Origin of the sequence: Planktotalea sp. (genome assembly GCF_050633725.1) — a bacterium.
GTDB lineage: Bacteria > Pseudomonadota > Alphaproteobacteria > Rhodobacterales > Rhodobacteraceae > Planktotalea.
In genome coordinates this window covers 319,273-332,337 of record NZ_JBOEHB010000001.1, presented here as the reverse complement: position 1 = coordinate 332,337, position 13,065 = coordinate 319,273, and the positions used below count along the sequence as shown (strand labels likewise).

The following is a 13,065-nucleotide window of genomic DNA, read 5'->3' as shown; positions in this document are numbered from 1 at the left end:
CGTTTTCTAAGTCAGTTTTCGCGCCACGCTTTGCGCAACCTTAACAAAGTTTTGCACATGAACGCCCTGTTCATCCAACCGATAGTTGATTGAAACCGCCGTGCGCCCGATTTCTGGCGTGATCCGCATAAACCGAATGCCGTTGCGCGTGGCCGAGCCTACGGATGCGGGAACCACACAAACACCTTCGCCAATCGCGACAAGACTTAACGCTGTTTGTAGATCCATTGTGAACACGCGGTTTGGCACATCGTATCCAGCATCTTTGCAGGCCTTCAAAACCATGTCGGCATAACTGGGGCGCGGGTATTCGGGATAAAGAATGAGATTGTGTTCGGCGAGCATATCGAGGTTTGTGGTGCGCCCTGTTCCAATCTCCATCGTATCAGGCACTGCAATCAGCAAATCCTCATCTACGAGCTTCTTCATCGCAAACTCGGAATCGCTGAGTGCCGGGCGCGCAAAAGCAACATCAATCATCCGCGACACCAACTGCCGTTGCAGTTGCGCGTTATTGAGCGGGATCAGGTTCATGTTGACTAACGGGTATGTCGCGCGAAAGGATTTGATAATGCTTGGCACAATCCCATAGGTCGCAGAGCCGACAAAACCAATGCGAAGACGCCCTTCTGCCCCCTGCCCCAAACGGCGAATTTCAAGTTTGGTATCGTCGAGTTGAGCAAGAATAGATTTGCTCCGCTCCAACAGTTTTTCCCCCGCTTGGGTAAGCGTGATGGCACTGCGTCCCCGATTAAATAGGGTCGCTTCAAGCTCTTCCTCGATCTGCTTGATTTGGCGACTGAGCGGCGGCTGCGCCATATCGAGCCTTTCGGCGGCGCGGCCAAAGTGAAGCTCTTCCGCGACCGCCACAAAATAGGTCATCTGCTTAAAGTTCATCTTTGCGTCGAGCTCCGCTCAAGTTGTTAAGCGGCACCATAATAGCGCCCCATGTCCGATAACCATAGGACAATCCGCGCATTACTCGTTCTGCAGGCACCGTCTAAAGTCTTTAAGCACCTGTGTTCGCCTCGGCCAAAGTATCAGCCGATACCACGCACGGTATGGCTAAGAGAACATCGCACATGGCACCACTGCAGAAGAGAACTGTAATGGGAGATGCAGGTGATCGAGGTATTCCACACCATTCAACATCAGTTGAATGCATCACCGCATCTTATCCGTATAGGACGTTTGTTCTCAGAGACGGTTCTGATCGAAATTGACGGCGAAGAAATCTATCTCACCTTTGAAAAGGGTCGGCTGATCGACGTAACCCCTGGACCCAGCCGCAAAACGCCTTGGCGCTTTGCGTTTCGAACCGATGCAGAGGCGCTGCAGAAATTCTGGCAACCCATTCCAGAGGCCAAGTTTCACGACATCTTTGGCCTCGTTACTATCGGACGCGGTAAGATCGACGGCGACATTCTAAGTCTCGTCAAGAACCTGCGGTTTTTCAAAGCGGTCATGGCGCTCCCGCGTTCTGTTGAAGGGGCTGTAGCATGAGCATTGAACCCATCACCGGTCGCTATGTTAGCATCAATGTTCAAGGTGCCCCCCGCCGCATCTATTTTGAAGAGGCTGGGCAGGGTCGCCCTGTTTTGTGCCTGCACACAGCAGGCGCGGACACGCGCCAGTGGCGTCATCTGATGAACGACGTTGAGGTAACGTCTTCAAATCGCCTGATCGCATTCGACCTACCTTGGCACGGCAAATCACTGCCTCCAGAGGACTTTGAGACGCAGGAATACCTCCTCACGACAGAGGCTTACATCGAAACGATCCTCGCCTTAATCGAAGCACTCGAATTGGATCGACCTATCCTTGCGGGCTGCTCAATGGGGGGGCGCATCGCGCTTCAACTGGCGGCATTGCACCCTGAAAAATTTAGCGGCTTTATCGCAATCGAAGCCTCAGATTTCCAACCAGCGTGGTATGACATCGACTGGTTCGACCGCCCCGACGCCCATGGCGGCGAAATGGGGGCGGCGTTGGTCTCTGCCAATATCTCCCCTCATGCCCCCAGCGCTGAGAGGGAAAACACGCTTTGGATGTTCAAACAGTCTGGGCCTGGCGTGTTTCGCGGCGATCTAAGCTTTTACACCCGCGACGATAGCCTGATCGCGCGCCTAGGGGACATCAATACGAGCAAAACGCCCGTACACATCATGGTTGGGGCTTATGATCTGACGTGCACTCCTGACGATGCGAAACGAACAGCAGATGCAATCAACGGCTCTACATTGGTTGTTATGGATGACTTGGGTCACTTCCCGATGAGCGAGCATCCCAAAGGATTCCGCCCGTATTTCATCGACGCCTTAAACAAAATGCCCCCGAGAGACGCAAAAGACTTGTCTTAGGGCAAACCCATTTAGGAGGAGAAACACCATGACAAATATTACCCCGACCAAGCCGATACAGGACCTGCTGGACCGTGCGAGCGGTATCAATCAATCTGAGGGCGATGAGCGCTTGAAAACGGTAACCCGCGATTTGCTGGAACAGGTTTTTGGGCTTATTGAACGTCACGATTTGACAGAGGATGAAGTTTGGGGTGCCGTGTCATTCTTGGGCAAAGGCGCTGAGGAATATGGCCTGATCATGCCGGGTGTCGGCATTGAACACTTCATGGATCTTGTCCTTGATGCACGCGATGCGGAAATCGGTATCGACGGCGGCACGCCGCGCACAATCGAGGGACCGCTTTATGTAGAAGGTGCTCCGCTCAGCGAAGGCTCCGCCACAATGAGCGAGAACGAAGACGAAGGCGAACGCTTGATCATTACAGGTGTGATCAGCGCTGAAGACGGAACACCCTTGGGCGGCGCGTTGGTCGATATCTGGCACGCAGACACGCGCGGTTTCTATTCACATTTCGATCCCACCGAACAAAACGCACCCTACAACAACCGCCGTAAAATTCGCGTCGGGGCCGATGGGCGTTATGAGGTCACAACAATCATGCCGTCAGGCTATGCATGCCCACCAGATGGCTCCACAGATCGTTTGATGACTGCGCTTGGACGACACGCAGCGCGCCCTGCGCACGTGCATTTCTTTGCCGACGCAGAAGGGTATCGCCACCTGACCACGCAAATCAACATCGCGGATGATCCGTTGGTGAATGACGATTTTGCCTTTGGCACCCGCGACGGCCTTGCGCCCGACATTACCCGCGAAAATGGCGTGGCGCGCATCCAGTTTGATCTAGTGCTTGTCTCTAACGCGAAAGGTGAAGGCGCACGGTCGCATCGTGAGCGCCTAAGCGCCTAACCCGACGAAACCGTCATAGGTAATGGTATTGAGGCGCTCTTCGATAAGAAGAGCGCCTTTTTTTGTTGGTCGTAACTTTGAGCGCTCAGCTTGGCGCGGCAACAACGCGCGCGGCGAGTTTCAAAAACATCTCTCTCTCCGCCGCATTTAAACCCGGCAAGATATCATCCTGCAAACCGCTGACGATAGGCATTGCAACGTCGAACAAACTGGTCCCTTCTTTGCTCAATCGAAGCGCCCGCGCGCGCCGGTCGTTTTTGCTAACGGATCGCTCAACATAGCCTTTTTGCACAAGCCGATCGATGACCCCGCCTATGGTCGCTTTGTCATATACAATGCGCGCCGCAACGCTTGCCTGATCGATGTCAGGATTTGAGTGGATCGCATCCATTGCAGCAAACTGAACAGGGGTCAGCGCAATTCCATGTTCTTGCATATGATGCGCAAAGGTTTGCGTCGAAATCTGGTTCAGACGGCGAATAAGATGCCCCGCCATAGTTGGTGATTTCATACCCATCACGTCGCTCACTTCATCCAAAGACATCTTTGCGGCCATCATAATCCAGCCCAATTAGGATGTACACTTACTTTCTTGACTCTCGTTGGTAAGTATAGCTACCAATGAACGAGCTTAGCCTTGACAGTTTTAGAAGGGAGTCCTTGATGCAACTCTACTTGAATGGTTTTCGCGGCGGCGATCCTGACATCAAAGTGGCCGCTCCGACGTGGCGAGAGTTCGGTTCAAACGCCGCTCTGCCTGAAAAAGTTGACGTTCTTATTGCAGGAACAGGTCCTGCGGGGCTTTGCCTTGCTGCGCAGTTGGCGCAGTTTCCTGAGATCAAAACAATGATCGTTGAAAGCAGCCCTCGCAACATTGAAAAAGGCAAAGCAGACGGCATCAACACCCGCACAATGGAAATGTTTCAGGCTTTCGGTTTTGCCGAGGATGTTAAACGCGAAAGCTATTGGGTGAACCAAACCGCGTTCTGGATGCCCGACGCGAGTAACCCCGCTCATATCAAGCGCATTGGCCGTGTGCAGGACGTCTCTGATGACAGTTCCGAAATGCCGCATATCTTAATCAATCAAGCACGGTTGCATCAGCTCTTTCTTGACGTGATGCACAACGCCCCATCGCGGTTAACCCCTGATTACAACTGGTCGGTTGAGGCGGTCGACGTTGACCCTGATGCGAGCGACCATCCCGTTACGGTCACTTTGAAGGACACTGGCGTGAACTGGGGCGAAACCAAGGTTGTTCGCGCCAACTATGTTGTTGGCTGCGACGGCGCGCGCTCAAACGTGCGCAAAGCCATAGGCGGTGAATTGCACGGCGATGCAGCGCATCAGGCTTGGGGCGTTATGGACATCTTGGCCAATACAGATTTTCCAGACGTGCGTCAGAAATGCCTGATCGCCTCACAGAGCGAGGGCAATATTTTGATCCTACCGCGCGAAGGCGGTTACCTTTTCCGAATGTATGTCGAGTTGGACAAACTTAACCCGGACGAGCGGGTCTCAACACGTAATTTCACAGCCGATCATTTGATTGAAGCCGCCAACCGGATCATGTCCCCCTACAGCGTCGACGTGAAAGAGGTCGTTTGGTGGTCCATCTACGAAATTGGTCATCGCCTCACAGACAGCTTCGATGATGTGCCCGCAGGCGAAGATCGTAATCCGCGAGTCTTTACGGCGGGCGATGCCTGCCACACACACAGCCCCAAGGCGGGGCAAGGCATGAATGTCTCGATGCAGGACACGTTCAACCTTGGCTGGAAACTGGTGCATGTTTTGACAAATCGCGCCGATGCGCGGCTTTTGCGCAGCTACTCGGCAGAGCGCTGGGTTGAAGCCAAGCGATTGATCGACACAGACCACGAATGGGCGCGGATCATGTCTGCGCCTGCGGGACAAAGCAAACTCGACAGTAGCAATGAGCCGCGTTTCGTGCAGGCTTTCAAAGAAAACCTCGAATTTACGGGTGGCCTTGCGGTGAAATACGAACCCTCCGCTCTTACCGCTTTGCCCACGTACCAAGCGCTCGCAACAGGTCAAGAGATCGGGCGACGGTTCCATTCTGCCCCTGTTGTTCGCCTTGCCGATGCCAAGCAGATGCAATTGGGTCATGTGGCGGAAGCAGATGCGCGTTGGAGGATCTATGCCTTTGCGGGGCAAGACCAAAAGCCACTCTTTGATCTCGCAGAGTGGTTGGAAAACGATCCGTCCTCTCCTGTCGTTAAGCATACGCCCCGCGACAAAGATTGCGACGCGATGATCGACGTTCGAGCGATCTTTCAGCAGACGTTTGAACAGTTGTCATATGAGAACATGCCAACTCTACTCAAACCCCATAAAGGTAAGTTTGGCCTTCAGGATCACGAGAAGATTTTCTGCGTCGATCACAAGGGACTGGGCGACATATTTGAGATGCGCGGCATTGATCGCACTGCGGGCTGCATGATCGTTGTGCGCCCGGATCAATACATCGCTAACGTACTGCCATTGACAGCCCGCGAAGATCTGTCAGCCTTCTTCGCAAGTGTCTTGCGTGATGTCAGGAGCGGTGGTGTGTAACAACGCGCTTTAAGCGTTCTGGATCGGGATGATGCGCTTTGGCCGCGTCCACCCGCTCCCATAGGCAGGCAAGGATCGCGTCGGTGCTGGCTTGCATAAAGCGATGCGCCAGTTTGCTTGGATCGCTCGCATTGCCCAGCGCCGCACGCATTTCACGCCACGCATCGAGCGTCTCAGCAATCGCTTCGCTCCCGCTATTGGACGCGTCACCCTGCACGAAGCTTTCAAAGGCATCACCAGCCGCGCCATTCGCCAAGCGCGTTGCAAGCACGCGCTCATGGATGCCATTCGCGCCCTCATAAATCGCGGTGATCCGTGCGTCGCGGTAAGTTTGCTCGATGCGATACTCCCGCAGATAGCCATATCCACCAAGAACCTGCATCCCGAGTTCCGCCGCGCGCATGCCTGCTTCGGTGCAATAGACCTTGGCAACGGGGGTCAAAAACTCAACCAGTTGAGGGTCTTGCCCTATTTCCATCGTAACGCAGGCCAGATGAGCCAAAGCGCGTCCACCGATGGCCAGCGCATCAATTTCATCCAGCATACGGCGCACATCGGCGTGCTGATCAAGCGTGACCGCCGCGCCGTCAGCGCCGCGCCCTTGCGTGCGTTCGGCTGCATAGCTGCTGGCAATGTCATAGGCCCGCGCGGCGTGGGCGACGCCCTGCAACGCCACATCGGCGCGCGCGTGGTTCATCATGGTGAACATCGCCATCAAGCCTTGCCCCTCCTTGCCGATCAGCTCTGCTTCGGCCCCGTCAAAGGCAAGTTGACAGGTCGGGGAGGCATGCAGCCCCATTTTCTCTTCGATCCGCGTGACGCTAACCGCATTGCGCGTTCCGTCTGAGCGTGTTGAGGGGCACAAGAATAGCGACAGCCCTTTCACCCCTTCATCAGAGGTGCGTGCGAGGACCAGATGCAAAATTTGCGCGCTCATGTTCTGATCGCCGCCAGAAATAAAGATTTTCTCGCCGCTGATCTGCCATGAAGTCCCATTGGGCGTGGCTTTGCAGCGCACAACGGATAGATCAGAGCCCGCGTTCGGTTCGGTCAAGCACATGGTTGCCAAGGTCTCGCCCGAGGCAAGCGGTGGAATATGGCTGGCCTTCTGCGCATCGGTGCCAAAGCGCATCAGCGTGCGGATCGCGCCAGGCACCAGTCCGGTGACCATTTGCAGGCTGTGATTTGCGCCTGAAAAGACCTCGGAGGTGATCGCCAGCATCAATGCGCCAAGCCCTTGGCCGCCGTATTCTTCGGGCGCAGTCAGAGAGGGCCAACCTTGCTCCGCATAGGCCGCATAAACATCAGCAAATCCATCCGGCATGACCACACGGCCATCCCTAAGTGCGCAGCCTTGCATATCGCCGCTTTCATCAAGCGGCGCAATTTCGCCCTCGGCAAACCCTGCAAAATGACCTCCAAGTTCGCCGGCAAACTCACTGTCCCATTCTGGCAGCGCCGAGGCGCCCGCAACATGATCGAGCGAAAAGAGAATGTCTGACAGCGGCGCTTGGAAGGGTTTCATGTTCAGAGCACTTTATAATAGTCGATTTCAACAGCAGAGGCACGGCGGATGCCAGCGCAAACGAAGAGCGTGTGGTTCAGCCAAGCATAGCGCTTATCGCCCGTTTCAAGGCGGGCCGCAGTGCGCATGTAGTAGCTGGCGGGATCAACATCTTCGCCCGCAGCAAGGCGCGCCATCACGTCGGCAGGGCCGTGTCGTGCACCGACGTTGACGATTTCGATCACCGCGCCGTCGTGCGTTTCAAGCGCATAACGCGTGTCCAGATGCACCGCGCCATCGGCAAAGATTGTCTGCCAATCAGCGCCAAGGTTCAAAACCTCGCCCGTAATATCCGGCCCAGAGGCCACGCCGCCAATGATCGGAATGATGCGGCGTTGCCCTGCCCGCCCTTCGCCCAGCTCTAGCGGTTTGCTCAGATCAACGCGCAAAGAGAAAGATTTTTCCAGCGTGGGGACAGGGCACTGCATCAGTCAGCCAAGCCCAAAAGACGCGCGGCGTTACCTTTGATAATGTCCTCGCGCAGATGGTCCTTGATGTCGATCTTTTCGAAATCAGAGAGCCAGCGATCAGGCGAGATCATTGGCCAGTCCGAGCCGAACAGAACCTTTTTCTTAAGGATCGAATTGCAATAGCGCACAAGGATCGGCGGGAAGTATTTCGGCGACCAGCCAGAGAGATCAATGTAGACATTCGGCTTGTGCTGCGCGACAGCCAGCGCCTCTTCCTGCCAAGGGAAAGACGGGTGCGCGAGGATGATCTTCATGTCTGGAAAATCAACCGCGACGTCATCCATATACATCGGATTGGAATACTTCAGCCGCATCCCGTTACCGCCCTTCATGCCAGAACCAACACCGGTTTGACCCGTGTGGAACAGCGCGATGGAGCCGTGCTCGGCCAGAAGTTCATAGAACGGATAGGCCATGCGATCATTCGGGAAGAAACCCTGCATCGTCGGGTGAAACTTGAACCCCTTGATGCCGTGCTCCTCGATCAAGCGGCGCGCTTCGCGCACGGCCATTTTGCCCTTCCAAGGGTCGATGCTTGCGAAGGGGATCAGCACGTCATCGTTCTGTTTGACCAGCTCGATCACTTCATCGTTGGAATAGCGGCGGTATCCTGTTTCGCGCTCTGCATCGACAGGGAAGATCACGGCAGCGATGTTCTTTTCACGGTAATGCGCGGCAGTTTCGGGGATGGTAGGCGGATGCTGCCAAGGCGCGCCAAAATAGCTCGCCATTGTTGATTGCAAGTCGTCATAACCGTCATCTGTATGGCAGCCGCAGGGTTCCTCTGCGTGGGTGTGAAAATCAATCGCACGGACTTTGGAAATATCAATCATGTGCTTTGTCCCTTTTAAATCGTAATGGAGGCTGGATCGGCGTCGTCATACAAACGATCAAGCAGCCCCTTGCGGCGCACAAGCACCTTGCGGAAGTTCAGGTTGCCTTTGGCGGTCATTTCGCCTTCGGGCATAGAGGCGGGTTCGGACAGAACGATCGCGCGGGAAATCAACGAAGAACTGCCCTTCGTGCCGCGTGCGCGTTCGGCCAAACGGCGGTGAATCTCACCCGCCAAGAGATCGCAGCGAATAGCTCCACTATCATCGCTGAGATCAAAACCTTCGCGCTCAAGTTCGCCCATGTCGGGGAAGATCATGACGCCGATCTGTTCCTTGTCTGCGCCTGTGATGATGAGATCGCTCGCCAAGGGCGCAAGGCATGCCAGCATCTCCATGCGAAGCTGCGCCGCGCGCACCCAAGTGCCTGTCAGCAGTTTGAAATCCTCAGAAATACGCCCGTCGAACTTCATGCCTTTGTTCACATCAGTTGCGTCAACGAACTTCATCGCATCGCCCGTGATAAAGAAGCCTTCATCGTCAAAGGCCTCTTTGGTTTTGTCGGGGTCTTCAAAATACCCCGTCATCACGTTTGGCCCTTTGACGCGCATTTCGCAGCGCATGTCTTCATCGGGGATCAGTTTGAGCGTTACACCGTTCATCGGCACACCAACAACGCCTGAGCGATCCGTGGGCTCGCATTGCATCATGGTGGCAGGCGCCGTTTCTGTTAGCCCCCAGGACGATGTCATCAAAGGAATTTCGCCTTTGACCTCCAGCGCCATATTTTCAAAGCCGCTCCAGACCTCTTGCGGCAGGGACGCGCCTGCATAGAACACCAAATCCAGATCCTGGAAGAACCGCTGACGCAGCGCAGCGTCGCCTTGCAATGCTTTTTCCAGCATCGCATAGCCAACAGGAACGTTGAAACTGAGCGAACCTGTGACCATCGACAGGTTTTCGAGCGTGCGCTCAAAAAGCCCTTTAACAGGCTTGCCATCGTCAATGTAGAAACTGCCGCCATTGGCGAGCATCATATTGAAATTGTGTGAGCCGCCAAAGACGTGGTTCCAAGGCAGCCAATCCACAACACTGGGTGTGCGTTCACGCAGGAATGGCAAACCGTCGGCAAGCATGGTCTGGTTCACACACATCATCGCCTGCGTTGTCATCACACCTTTCGGCGCTGACGTCGAACCGCTCGTCATCAAGATTTTGGCAACCGTTTCCGCGTTTACCTTGGCATAAGCCGCATCCAGATCAACGCCTGTATCGCCTTTGAGCAATTCATCAAAACCCGTCACGCTGGTGTTGCGGCCCTTGCGCGAGGCTACCACTTCGATACCGTCCAAGGCATCTAGCTCTAAAGCCTCGCCATATTGATCCGCGTCGATCACATAGGCCATCGTTGGCCCTACGAGTTCGATCGCATGCTGTAGCCTGCCGTGTGCGCCGTGAATCAACGAATATTGCTCTGCAACAGGTGCGGTCGGAACGCCCACATATTGCGCTGCAAGCGAAAGAAGGGCGTGATCGACGCCATTGCCAGACATGATGATAATCGGCGTGTCAGGCCCCATGCCGCGCGCCAACAATGAGGACGCAATCGCTCGGACCTTTTGCAAGGTGCTAGCATAGCTTTCTTCACGCCAGCCTGCGCCGCTGCGCTCTGCAATGAACGTAGACTCTGGCGTTTTTTCGGCCCAGTTGTTCAGCCAGACACCGGTCTTTTCAACCACTGGTCCCAAAGGATGCTCAGAGCGCAACAAGATAGTCCCGTCAGCGCGGTCTTCGCGTGACACAGAATGCGCAAGAAAATTAGTGGTGCGCTTCACGACTGATCGCCCTTTTTGGCCTTCTGGATCACCTTCATTGCAGCCAAAATCGTGGTGCGCGCATCTTCATCAAGATCACGAAGCAGGTCTGCCTCATGCGCGGTCACTGCAGCAATCGCCTTTTCATAAAGCCGCCTGCCTTTGAGCGTCGCCTTAAGCGCATAGGCGCGGCGATCCGTTTGCACCCGATCGCGCGTAATCAATTCGCGTCGCTCTAATTCATCAATGATAACAACCATATTTGGTCGCTCGACATCCATCGCTTCAGCAAGTTGAGATTGTCGAAGGCCCGGGTTATCCACGATCAACACAAGCGCCGTGTAGGTCAGCATACGTAGATCAAAGGGCTTTAGTGTCTTCACCAGATCACTCTGGATGACGTTAAACGCACGTTTCATTTGATAACCAACGAAGCTGCGCAGGGTTGCGTCAGACACTGAAACTGCGGCGGGACGAGGTCCGGATCGAGGAGCGACTTTTTTCATGTGATCACCTAAATTTCGGCGCACGTTTTTCGAGGAAGGCAAGAAGACCTTCTTCGGCATCGGGCGTCGTTTGAGACAGGGCTGCGGCAAGGGATTCCGTGAACAACCCGTCTGCTTGAGACATGTCATTGATGCGCGCAATCGACTGAACCATCAGGTAGTTTGACAAGGGCGCATTACGGGCGATTTTGCCCGCTAAGGACTGCGCCAGCTCCAAGCCAGCGCCGTCCTCTACCGAATAATGCGCCAAGCCCAGCGCAACGCCTTCATCAGCGCCATATTTGCGCCCTGTGAGCATCATTTCCGTCATTCTGTCAGCGCCAAGCAATCGACCAACACGCGCCGTTGCGCCGCCGCCAACGAAAATGCCGCGACGTCCCTCAGGCAGCTGGAAAATGGTCGATGCTTCTGCGATGCGTACATGTGTGGACGCAGCCAACTCCAAACCACCGCCAATTGCGGCACCAAAGATGGCCGAGACTGTGATCAGGCCACCGAATTGGATTTTCTCCATCACCGCATGCCAATGGCGTGAATGGTAGAGGTTCTCTTCGGCAGAGCGGTGCACATGTTCTGACAAATCAAGGCCAGAACAATAGTGCCCTTCAACCCCTTGCAAGATCACCACGCGAACCCCCTCTGGCGGGGTAAAGTAGAAAGCTTGAAGCGCCTCGAGCAGCTCTTCACACATCGCGTTGCGCTTGCCCGGACGGTTCATTGTCAGGGTGACAATCGCACCGTCGATCTCGATCTTCAGAATTGGGTCTGCCATGTCGCTCTCCTCAGCGTGGGGGAAGGCGCACGGCGCCGTCTAGTCGGATAGTCGTGCCGTTCAAGAACGGGTTTTGGGCAATCTGCTCAGCCAGAAGCGCATATTCATGGGCATCACCAAGTCGCGCTGGGAACGGAATATTTGCGGTGATTTTTGCCGTAACCTCATCGGGCAGGCCTTCCATCATGGGTGTATGAAAAAGCCCCGGCGCAATAGCCATAACCCGGATACCTGTCTGGGCAAATTCGCGCGCGGCAGGCAAGCACATCGACGCAATCGCGCCCTTTGAAGCTGCATAAGCCGCCTGCCCCAACTGACCGTCTTGCCAAGCAACAGACGAGGTATTGATGATAACCCCGCGTTCATTGTCCGCCAAAGGCTCGAGATCAGCCATATGCTTGGCCGCATGGCTCATAACGTTGTAAGTGCCAAAAAGATTGACGCGGAGGGTCTTTTCAAAAACATCGAACGAAAGCTTGCCTTCGCGGCCAACGATCCGCGCAGCCATGCCAACGCCAGCGCAGCTAATCGCGATGCGCGGCGCGCTGCCGAAATATTCAATCGCTGCGTCAAAGGCGGTGCCAACAGCGGCTTCGTCACCAACATCCGCTTGGACGGCAAATCCGCCAATCTCTTTCGCAACGGTCTGCGCCGAGTCGAGATTGAAATCCAAGATCGCAACACTAGCGCCCTGAGCAGCAAAGTGGCGAGCGGTCGCAGCACCAAGACCACTTCCACCGCCTGTGACCAGAACGTTTGTTTCATTGAGCTGCACGGCGTTCACTCCAACTTCTATTGCACGTCCAAAGGGCATTTCGTTGCTTGCACTAGAGCATAGCCCTTCGAGTCGCGCAATTACTTATGTGACATAAGTATATTCAATAATAGTTACATCTCTTGTTTTATCTGCCGCTACAGACGCATACGCGGAACTTTGTTCGGGTCTAGCTTCAGCTCGATGATCATCGGACTTTTGCAGGATTGGATCATTTTAATCGCGACTTCCAAATCTTCGGGTGAGGCTACAGTCACACCCTCCCCGCCGAGCGACTTGGCGACATCCGCGAAGGACGGCCAAACGAATTCGGTCAAGGACGGCTCCATCTGGCGATCGAGCATCTGGATATGTTCAGCCCCATAAGCGGAATCGTTGCAAATGATTACGATCAGATCGCGCTTTGTGCGAACTGCTGTGCTGAATTCGGTAACGCCGCCCATCATGAAGCCGCCGTCACCCGCAAACAAAACGACAGGTCGGC

At 54.9% G+C, this 13,065-nt stretch carries 14 protein-coding genes; 4 read left to right on the top strand and 10 right to left on the bottom strand.

Going from position 1 to position 13,065, the window contains the following annotated elements; all coding sequences use genetic code 11:
* Positions 1-6 precede the first annotated feature (6 nt).
* A complete protein-coding gene (locus tag ACRBCU_RS01560) occupies positions 7-897 on the bottom strand; it encodes a LysR family transcriptional regulator (protein ID WP_431363595.1) in 891 nt (296 codons plus the stop codon).
* 219 nt (positions 898-1,116) lie between these two features.
* Here ACRBCU_RS01560 and ACRBCU_RS01555 point away from each other — a divergent pair, with 219 nt between their 5' ends.
* The 3 genes from ACRBCU_RS01555 to ACRBCU_RS01545 are packed head-to-tail and all read left to right on the top strand — an operon-like array spanning position 1,117 to position 3,273.
* Positions 1,117-1,503, top strand: coding sequence for a hypothetical protein (locus ACRBCU_RS01555; RefSeq protein ID WP_431363594.1), 387 nt, complete (start codon positions 1,117-1,119; stop codon positions 1,501-1,503).
* Entirely contained in the window at positions 1,500-2,360 is an 861-nt protein-coding gene (locus ACRBCU_RS01550) for an alpha/beta fold hydrolase (protein ID WP_431363593.1), read from the top strand. The genes ACRBCU_RS01555 and ACRBCU_RS01550 overlap by 4 nt, the downstream gene beginning before the upstream one ends.
* 28 nt (positions 2,361-2,388) lie before the next feature.
* Positions 2,389-3,273 (top strand): dioxygenase, encoded by an 885-nt coding sequence (locus tag ACRBCU_RS01545; RefSeq protein WP_431363592.1) that lies wholly within the window; start codon positions 2,389-2,391, stop codon positions 3,271-3,273.
* 85 nt (positions 3,274-3,358) lie between these two features.
* Here ACRBCU_RS01545 and ACRBCU_RS01540 read toward each other — a convergent pair whose 3' ends face one another.
* Complete coding sequence (locus ACRBCU_RS01540) at positions 3,359-3,832, bottom strand: MarR family winged helix-turn-helix transcriptional regulator (RefSeq protein WP_431363591.1); 474 nt, start codon at positions 3,830-3,832, stop codon at positions 3,359-3,361.
* A gap of 104 nt (positions 3,833-3,936) precedes the next feature.
* Here ACRBCU_RS01540 and ACRBCU_RS01535 point away from each other — a divergent pair, with 104 nt between their 5' ends.
* Positions 3,937-5,850 carry an FAD-dependent monooxygenase gene (locus ACRBCU_RS01535; protein WP_431363590.1) on the top strand — a complete coding sequence of 638 codons (1,914 nt, stop codon included), beginning with the start codon at positions 3,937-3,939 and terminating at the stop codon, positions 5,848-5,850.
* On the opposite strand, the gene ACRBCU_RS01530 is transcribed toward ACRBCU_RS01535, so the two are convergent.
* The 8 genes from ACRBCU_RS01530 to ACRBCU_RS01495 all read right to left on the bottom strand — a co-directional run bounded on the left by ACRBCU_RS01530 (position 5,831) and on the right by ACRBCU_RS01495 (position 13,027).
* Complete coding sequence (locus tag ACRBCU_RS01530; protein WP_431363589.1) at positions 5,831-7,375, bottom strand: acyl-CoA dehydrogenase family protein; 1,545 nt, start codon at positions 7,373-7,375, stop codon at positions 5,831-5,833. The two genes, ACRBCU_RS01535 and ACRBCU_RS01530, sit on opposite strands and share 20 nt — an antisense overlap.
* Positions 7,376-7,377: 2 nt before the next feature.
* On the bottom strand, positions 7,378-7,842 hold the full coding sequence (locus ACRBCU_RS01525; RefSeq protein ID WP_431363588.1) for a DUF3237 domain-containing protein: 465 nt from the start codon (positions 7,840-7,842) through the stop codon (positions 7,378-7,380).
* Complete coding sequence (locus ACRBCU_RS01520; RefSeq protein WP_431363587.1) at positions 7,842-8,717, bottom strand: amidohydrolase family protein; 876 nt, start codon at positions 8,715-8,717, stop codon at positions 7,842-7,844. Before ACRBCU_RS01520 ends, ACRBCU_RS01525 begins: the two co-directional genes overlap by 1 nt.
* Before the next feature lie 14 nt (positions 8,718-8,731).
* Complete coding sequence (locus ACRBCU_RS01515; RefSeq protein WP_431363586.1) at positions 8,732-10,549, bottom strand: feruloyl-CoA synthase; 1,818 nt, start codon at positions 10,547-10,549, stop codon at positions 8,732-8,734.
* Positions 10,546-11,034, bottom strand: coding sequence for a MarR family winged helix-turn-helix transcriptional regulator (locus tag ACRBCU_RS01510; RefSeq protein ID WP_431363585.1), 489 nt, complete (start codon positions 11,032-11,034; stop codon positions 10,546-10,548). The genes ACRBCU_RS01515 and ACRBCU_RS01510 overlap by 4 nt, the downstream gene beginning before the upstream one ends.
* A 4-nt stretch (positions 11,035-11,038) precedes the next feature.
* Positions 11,039-11,806 carry a crotonase/enoyl-CoA hydratase family protein gene (locus tag ACRBCU_RS01505; protein ID WP_431363584.1) on the bottom strand — a complete coding sequence of 256 codons (768 nt, stop codon included), beginning with the start codon at positions 11,804-11,806 and terminating at the stop codon, positions 11,039-11,041.
* Between the two features lie 10 nt (positions 11,807-11,816).
* Positions 11,817-12,620 carry an SDR family NAD(P)-dependent oxidoreductase gene (locus ACRBCU_RS01500; RefSeq protein ID WP_431363583.1) on the bottom strand — a complete coding sequence of 268 codons (804 nt, stop codon included), beginning with the start codon at positions 12,618-12,620 and terminating at the stop codon, positions 11,817-11,819.
* 98 nt (positions 12,621-12,718) lie between these two features.
* The gene (locus ACRBCU_RS01495) at positions 12,719-13,027 is read right to left on the bottom strand and encodes a thiamine pyrophosphate-dependent enzyme (RefSeq protein WP_431363582.1); all 309 of its coding nucleotides are present in this window, start codon (positions 13,025-13,027) and stop codon (positions 12,719-12,721) included.
* Between the last annotated feature and the right edge of the window lie 38 nt (positions 13,028-13,065).

What these genes read in the sequence shown, in the direction of transcription:
- ACRBCU_RS01560 (WP_431363595.1), bottom strand. Translation starts at nt 897, where the DNA reads ATGAACTTTAAGCAGATGACCTATTTTGTGGCGGTCGCGGAAGAGCTT.
- ACRBCU_RS01555 (WP_431363594.1), top strand. Translation starts at nt 1,117, where the DNA reads ATGCAGGTGATCGAGGTATTCCACACCATTCAACATCAGTTGAATGCA.
- ACRBCU_RS01550 (WP_431363593.1), top strand. Translation starts at nt 1,500, where the DNA reads ATGAGCATTGAACCCATCACCGGTCGCTATGTTAGCATCAATGTTCAA.
- ACRBCU_RS01545 (WP_431363592.1), top strand. Translation starts at nt 2,389, where the DNA reads ATGACAAATATTACCCCGACCAAGCCGATACAGGACCTGCTGGACCGT.
- ACRBCU_RS01540 (WP_431363591.1), bottom strand. Translation starts at nt 3,832, where the DNA reads ATGATGGCCGCAAAGATGTCTTTGGATGAAGTGAGCGACGTGATGGGT.
- ACRBCU_RS01535 (WP_431363590.1), top strand. Translation starts at nt 3,937, where the DNA reads ATGCAACTCTACTTGAATGGTTTTCGCGGCGGCGATCCTGACATCAAA.
- ACRBCU_RS01530 (WP_431363589.1), bottom strand. Translation starts at nt 7,375, where the DNA reads ATGAAACCCTTCCAAGCGCCGCTGTCAGACATTCTCTTTTCGCTCGAT.
- ACRBCU_RS01525 (WP_431363588.1), bottom strand. Translation starts at nt 7,842, where the DNA reads ATGCAGTGCCCTGTCCCCACGCTGGAAAAATCTTTCTCTTTGCGCGTT.
- ACRBCU_RS01520 (WP_431363587.1), bottom strand. Translation starts at nt 8,717, where the DNA reads ATGATTGATATTTCCAAAGTCCGTGCGATTGATTTTCACACCCACGCA.
- ACRBCU_RS01510 (WP_431363585.1), bottom strand. Translation starts at nt 11,034, where the DNA reads ATGAAAAAAGTCGCTCCTCGATCCGGACCTCGTCCCGCCGCAGTTTCA.
- ACRBCU_RS01505 (WP_431363584.1), bottom strand. Translation starts at nt 11,806, where the DNA reads ATGGCAGACCCAATTCTGAAGATCGAGATCGACGGTGCGATTGTCACC.
- ACRBCU_RS01500 (WP_431363583.1), bottom strand. Translation starts at nt 12,620, where the DNA reads ATGCCCTTTGGACGTGCAATAGAAGTTGGAGTGAACGCCGTGCAGCTC.
- ACRBCU_RS01495 (WP_431363582.1), bottom strand. Translation starts at nt 13,027, where the DNA reads ATGATGGGCGGCGTTACCGAATTCAGCACAGCAGTTCGCACAAAGCGC.